The organism is Marivita sp., assembly GCF_017643905.1.
GTDB lineage: Bacteria > Pseudomonadota > Alphaproteobacteria > Rhodobacterales > Rhodobacteraceae > Marivita.
Genome location: NZ_JAEPMO010000200.1, coordinates 1 through 6085 on the forward strand (window position 1 = coordinate 1; position 6085 = coordinate 6085).

At 58.0% G+C, this 6085-nt stretch carries 7 protein-coding genes; 2 read left to right on the forward strand and 5 right to left on the reverse strand.

Annotation, left to right across the window (positions count from 1 at the left end; all coding sequences use genetic code 11):
• The coding region (locus tag JJ869_RS21195) for a DegT/DnrJ/EryC1/StrS family aminotransferase (RefSeq protein ID WP_292270454.1) at positions 1-459 on the reverse strand (459 nt) is incomplete at its 3' end.
• A 6-nt stretch (positions 460-465) separates the two neighbouring features.
• Positions 466-1491, reverse strand: a complete 1026-nt coding sequence (locus tag JJ869_RS21200) for a D-cysteine desulfhydrase (RefSeq protein ID WP_292270456.1) — start codon at positions 1489-1491, stop codon at positions 466-468.
• Between the two features lie 105 nt (positions 1492-1596).
• Here JJ869_RS21200 and JJ869_RS21205 point away from each other — a divergent pair, with 105 nt between their 5' ends.
• Together JJ869_RS21205 and JJ869_RS21210 are read left to right on the forward strand one after the other, a co-directional pair.
• Entirely contained in the window at positions 1597-2490 is an 894-nt protein-coding gene (locus tag JJ869_RS21205; protein ID WP_292270458.1) for a LysR family transcriptional regulator, read from the forward strand.
• 112 nt (positions 2491-2602) lie between these two features.
• Positions 2603-3895: a methyl-accepting chemotaxis protein gene (locus tag JJ869_RS21210; protein ID WP_292270460.1), complete on the forward strand. Its 1293-nt coding sequence runs from the start codon at positions 2603-2605 to the stop codon at positions 3893-3895.
• Between the two features lie 150 nt (positions 3896-4045).
• On the opposite strand, the gene sctS is transcribed toward JJ869_RS21210, so the two are convergent.
• Genes sctS through JJ869_RS21225 form a run of 3 tightly spaced genes read right to left on the reverse strand, consistent with a single transcriptional unit; the run spans position 4046 to position 5814 of the window.
• Entirely contained in the window at positions 4046-4315 is a 270-nt protein-coding gene (gene sctS, locus JJ869_RS21215) for a type III secretion system export apparatus subunit SctS (protein WP_292270462.1), read from the reverse strand.
• Positions 4316-4330: 15 nt separating this feature from the next.
• Positions 4331-4972 carry a type III secretion system export apparatus subunit SctR gene (gene sctR, locus JJ869_RS21220; RefSeq protein ID WP_292270463.1) on the reverse strand — a complete coding sequence of 214 codons (642 nt, stop codon included), beginning with the start codon at positions 4970-4972 and terminating at the stop codon, positions 4331-4333.
• A complete protein-coding gene (locus JJ869_RS21225) occupies positions 4969-5814 on the reverse strand; it encodes a FliM/FliN family flagellar motor switch protein (protein WP_292270465.1) in 846 nt (281 codons plus the stop codon). The genes sctR and JJ869_RS21225 overlap by 4 nt, the downstream gene beginning before the upstream one ends.
• Positions 5815-6085 lie beyond the last annotated feature (271 nt).

Below are 6085 nucleotides of genomic sequence, written 5' to 3' on the forward strand. Positions count from 1 at the left end.
CAAAACCGCCATCAACGCGTCCATGTCACAGAGGTGCCCGCGCATGTTGGACAGGAGCATGGCTTTGGGGGCAGTTGCCCGAATCTTGGCCTCCAGATCGTCCAGATCAATGACCAGATCGGGTGTGATTTCGACCAGCACCGCGTCTGCACCGACTGCAGCAATTGCGCCGGGAACGGGGGCCAGCGTAAAGGCATTTGTCAGCACCCGGTCGCCGACACCGACGCCCAGCGCCCGCAGGGCGGTGGACATGGCATAGCCGCCGGATGTGCAAGCCAGGCAATAACGCGCGCCTTGATAGGCGGCATATGCCTTTTCAAGCTCGGCCACAGGACCAAGCTCGTCACCAACCGTGTTGTAGCGATGCAGCCGCCCGCTGCGCAGCACCTCAACAGCCGCCCCAATCGCGTCTTCTGCGATCGGCTCCTGCTGGGTGAAACTGCCCGTGAACGGCTGCATGTGTGATTACTCGGCAGCCATGGTCGGCGCGTCGTAGTCGAACGCTGCCGTGTAGCCGAAGAGCGCCACGCCACCGCCGGTGTGGACAAAGACGATGTTTTCGTCGCCTGCGAACGCACCCTTGCGGATGAGGTCGATCATGCCTGCGGCACCTTTGCCGGAATAGACCGGATCAAGCAGGATGCCTTCAAGACGGGCGAACATCTCGATGGCAGCCAAGCCTTCCTTGGTTGGGATGCCATAGCCTTCACCCACGTAATCGGTGTTCGCCTCGACATCCTCACGTTTGACCACACCGGGGCAGCCCAGCTTTTCGGCGGTCTTGACGGCAAGGTTGAACACGTTCTCTTCCTGCTTGGGCTTGGGTGCGCGCACACCGATGCCCAGAAGCGGGATATTGGCGTTGATCGCTTTAAGACCGACGATCAGCCCGGCCTGCGTTCCGGCGCTTCCGGTGGCATGAACGATGCGGTCGATCTTGAGACCCATGTTGTTGGCCTGTGTCACAAGCTCCATCGCGGCATTGGCATAGCCGAGAGCGCCGGTCGGGTTCGATCCGCCACCGGGGATGGTGTAGACATTGCGGCCTTGGGCGCGGAATTTCTCGGCCACGGCTTCCATCTCGGCGTTCATATCGAGACCCGAGCCAGGGCGCTTTTCCGCCGTCGCACCGTGCAGGAAATCAAGGAACACGTTTCCGTTCAGATTGTAGTTCGGATCGTTCGACCCGGTGCGATCCTCGAGCAGGATATGGCAGGCCATGCCCAGCTTGGCTGCACAGGCGGCTGTCTGGCGGGCGTGGTTCGATTGCGTGGCACCTTGGGTGATGACCAGATCGGCACCCTGCGCCTGCGCTTCGGCCATCAGGAATTCCAGCTTGCGGGTCTTGTTGCCGCCGGTTGACATGCCGGTGCAATCGTCGCGTTTGATCCAGATACGCGGCCCGCCCAGCTCGGCTGAAAGACGGTCCATCGGCTCGAGCGCGGTGGGCAGATGAGCAAGGTTTACGCGAGGGAATCGGGAAAAGTGCATCGGAGCGTCCTTTGATTGGGTTGCCGTATCAATTCTGCATGTAACCAGCCTCGTCAAATAGAAAAACCGGAGCTATTATGCAGAGTATGCATAAAGAGGGTCGGAATGCGCATTGACTGGATCGAAGACCTTGTGGCGCTTCTGGACAGTGGCGGCGTGGCTGACGCCGCCCGCCTGCGCAATGTAACACAACCTGCCTTTTCGCGCCGCATCAAAACCCTCGAAGACGTTCTGGGGATCGAACTTATTGACCGAAGCGTCAAACCCAGTGGACCATCCACCGTCCTGCGTGACCGCGACGCGGAGTTGAGAAAACTGGCGGCTGAACAAAGACTTCTGCTGTCAGACATGCGACAGGAACAAAGCTCTGGCCTGCGGCAGCTTGTGATCGCAAGCCAGCATGCGATCACCACGTCGATGGGGACGCAGATCATCAACTCGGTTGCCGAACCCAGCCGGACGCATATCAGGTTGCGGTCTGCGAACCGGGATGAGTGCGAAACCCTGTTGATCCGCAGGCAAGCGGCGATTTCCCTGACCTATCGGATCAAATCGGAACCCGCGTCCGAACCGGCCTCGTTTCTGATTGAAGCGGTGATCGGGGAAGAAACCCTGATCCCGGTCTGCGGCAGCGCCCATGCTGCAAACCTTATCGCCCGGTTTCACGACGGGGCATTGCGGATCATCGGCTATCCTGCGGATGTGTTCCTGGGGGCCGCTTTGAACCGGCATATTCTTCCCCCCATCGAAGCGCAGTGCAGCGTGAGCGTCGTGACGGAGACCGGCCTTTCGACTGCGGCGCTTCAGTTGTCGCAATCGGGCTTGGGCGTCGCATGGGTGCCCGCGGCCTTGGCGCAACCGGACCTTGCGCGCGGCGATCTGACCAATCTCGGAGATACGCTTGGTTGTATCGAAATGGACATCGTCGCGCAGCGATGGGCAACCACGTCAAACCTTGCGACGCTTGATGCTTGGTCGCGGCTCGTTCGAGAAATGTGACTACGAACAAAAATTTTTCTTGCCAAACTGCAATTCCGAACTGTCGCAAATTTTCTCCCTAAAACTGGCACGCTTCTTGCCGTTGAGTCAGCAAGCCAAAGGGGATTGAACCATGCTTGATATTTCAACCGAAGCCGACATCGACGAAGGTCAGATTGCGCTTCTTTCGATGGTCGAACGCACGCAGGCCGTAATTCATTTCACGGTGGACGGAGAAATTTTGCACGCGAATGCAAACTTTCTCGGCGCGCTGGAATACACAGCAGATGCTGTTGTCGGCAAACATCACCGCATGTTCGTCGATGCGGAATATGGGCGCAGCGATGCCTACGCCAAATTCTGGCGGGATCTTAAATCCGGGAAGACGTTTACCGATCAATTCCCGCGTGTGACGCGCACCGGCCGGACGATCTGGATTCAGGCGACCTATGCGCCGGTCTTCGACAAGAACGGCGCTGTGACTCGTGTGGTCAAAGTTGCCAACGACATCACCGCCCGGCAGGAAGCAATTCAGAGTATCGCCGAAGGCCTGGAGCATTTGCGCCGTGGCAACCTCACCCATCGTATAACCGTTGGTAACGTGCCAGACCTCGCCATTGTGGCCGAAGCCTACAATCGCACGACCGAAGACTGGAACGCACTTTTGGGGCGCGTGTCGACGGTTACCGGATCGTTGCAGCATATCGAGGGGCAACTGACCGCGTCATCTGAAGAACTGTCCAATCGCAGCGCGTCGCAGGCGTCGGCACTGAGCCAAACAGCTCAGGCTTTGGGACAGCTCAACGAAACAGTTCGCAGCGCCGTGAAAGAGGCGCAAAGCGCCGACAGAACCGCCACAGAAACGCGCGGTAAGGCCGATGGCAACAGCAAGCTTGTCGAAGACATGATGCAAGCGATGGTGTTGATCCAGAATTCTTCGGGCCGCATCTCCAAGATCGTCAGCACAATCGAATCGATTGCCGTTCAAACCAACCTGCTTGCCCTCAATGCAGCCATCGAAGCAGCGCGCGCCGGCAATGCCGGACGTGGGTTTGCCGTAGTGGCAACAGAAGTCCGGCAGTTGGCGCAGCGCAGTTCGGAATCCGCCCGTGAAATCGGCGGCTTGATCTCGGAAAGTGAAACACACGTCTCCAACGGTGTGGCGATCGCCAATCGCGTAGGATCGGACCTGAGTGAGATCTTCCATGATATCGAAACTCTGGGCACATCCGTCGGAAAAATTGCCGAAGGCATCACCGCCCAGTCCGCAGCGCTGTCACAGATCAGCGAAGCCGTTGGCCACATGGAGCAGATGACGCAGGAAAACGCGCAAATGGCCACGGAGACGACCTCGACCTGCAAGACTCTGGAAGCGGCGGCGAACTCCCTTGCGTCCGAAGTCTCGACCTTCCAGATCACCAGGTAACGAACCGCTCAAACACACGCCCCTTTTTTGAAGATGACAGGAGCAGCCAAATTGGCTGCTCCTGTCACTTCTTTTTTGCGTACGCAGGTAGGTTCAGGCTTTTACTTATCTTGCATGCGCCAATGCGTTGAGGTGGCCTCTCGAGCCGAGCTACCGAACGAGAGCAGGGAAGTCATCAAAGAGCTTGATGGTATAATTGACCATCTCTGATCCCAGAATCCCCGCCATCGCTGCGATGGTCAGCGCCACGGCGATGAGCTTCACAGCAAAACTCAACGTCTGCTCTTGGATCTGCGTGAGCGCCTGCAGAAGGCTGACCACTACACCCACCACCGAGGCCACGAGGATTGGCGGCAGCGACAGGATCATCACCAGCATCATCGCCTCGGTAATCTGAAAAAGTGCGTCTTCCGGAGACATGAGCGGCCTGCCTTTCTATGCGTATGTGGTTATTAACCCTAGAATTAGCCGCGACCAGCCATCGACCATTACAAAGAGAAACAACTTGAAGGGCAGCGATATGGTAAGCGGTGAGACCATCATCATCCCAAGCGCTAGAAGGATATTTGAAACAATAAGGTCGATCGCGATGAAGGGCAGATATAACAGGAAGCCGATCTCGAAGGCCTCGCGCAACTGGCTCACGGTAAATGCGGGCAGAATGATTGCGAGGTTATCGGCATTGGCAGCACTGGCGAGCGACTCCGGCCAGATCTCTTGCGCGGCCTCGACGAAGAAGGTGGTTTCGCGCGCGTCGGCATGCAGTTTCAGCCAGTTCAGAAGGGGATCTTTCGCGGCATTAAAGGTTTCGCGCACGCCGTCAACGGTGTCGAAGGTGTAATTGCCCGTGGTGAGAATATCGAAAGTCTCGACGAAGACCGGAGCCATGATGTAGCCCGAGATGATAATCGCGAGTGCATTCAGCACCATGTTGGGCGGGATCTGCTGCACGCCAAGCGCGTTTCGCACCAAAAGCAGAACGACCGATAACTTAATGAAAGAGGTCGCGACCACGGCGATGAAAGGCACAAGTCCGGCCACCACCAGACCGAGGATTAGATTAAGCGGGTCGATCACGCTTTGCGATCTCCTGCACTGCCCATAGAAGCAACGCGCACTGCGAGGCGGTCATCGATCTGCACCAGATGGCCCGCGCCCACGGCGGCACCATTGGCAAGGATGCGCACCGGCAGCCCGGGGGCGAGCACCGGCGCATCAAGCGCGAGCACCGCGCCTTCGGCAAGCTCTTGCATCTCGGCCACGGTCTTGGTCACCGAATGGGTAGCAAAGCTCAACCGCACAGGGATATCGTCAATACCACCTGTTTCCGGCTCATGTAGCGATTTGGTTTGTGACCCGGCAGTAGCATCCGAAGTCGGCAGGGAGGCCACGGCCTCAGACAAGTCAATTGCCTCCGAGTCCGGCGTTTGTTTTTCTGGTTCTTCGGTGCTCATCGAAAATTCCTTGAATTGCCAAGTTCCCTCCTCGCCCGCCCGCACGAGGCAGAAAGTGCCCGGCGCGCCCTCAAGTGCGGAACTGTCCGTTGAAAGACCCGCGAGCAGCACATCCCCCGCCTCGAGACCGCGCAGCGTACTGAGCGGTATGCGCATGGCTCCGAAGCTGTGGAAGAGATGCAGCGGGATATGGGCGGTAACGGCGGCGGGCAGCCTAGGGAGCCCGTCTTTGCCCTCGGGATAGAGCGCGCGGAAGATATGGCAGAACCCGGCGCGGCTCGCACCGATGTAGCATATCGCAGTGCCACTTGACCCCATGTCTAAATGGGCTTCAAGCCACGTTTCGCAGTTTTCGACCGGAGCAAGTTCGAGACCTGTCAGATGTGACAGAAGCGCTTTGGGCAACGTTTCAGTTAGTGAGTCAGCAATTCCCAGATAAAGCCCATCACGCAGCGTTGTAGGCAAGCTTGAGAGATCTGCTAGTGAAAGCTGCGTTCTCGTTTGCGCGGCAAAAGGGAAATCAGTGATCACCAGCGCGACAGGTTGACCCGCGACCGACACAGCAAAGCTGATCGGTATCTCGCCCTGAGGCGGAGCTGTTGGATGTCACTGAGAACTGACCCAGCATTGTCATCGAGATTTGACCCGCCTGTCAGTATGTCGGTCGGTTCATGACGGGGTCAACATTGGCGTCTCCTTCCTCTTTTTTTTCGCGGTCTCCGAGCTGGCCTTGAAG

Coding starts and splice junctions, on each gene's coding strand:
- JJ869_RS21205 (WP_292270458.1), top strand. CDS start 1,597: ATGCGCATTGACTGGATCGAAGACCTTGTGGCGCTTCTGGACAGTGGC.
- JJ869_RS21200 (WP_292270456.1), bottom strand. CDS start 1,491: ATGCACTTTTCCCGATTCCCTCGCGTAAACCTTGCTCATCTGCCCACC.
- JJ869_RS21210 (WP_292270460.1), top strand. CDS start 2,603: ATGCTTGATATTTCAACCGAAGCCGACATCGACGAAGGTCAGATTGCG.
- sctS (WP_292270462.1), bottom strand. CDS start 4,315: ATGTCTCCGGAAGACGCACTTTTTCAGATTACCGAGGCGATGATGCTG.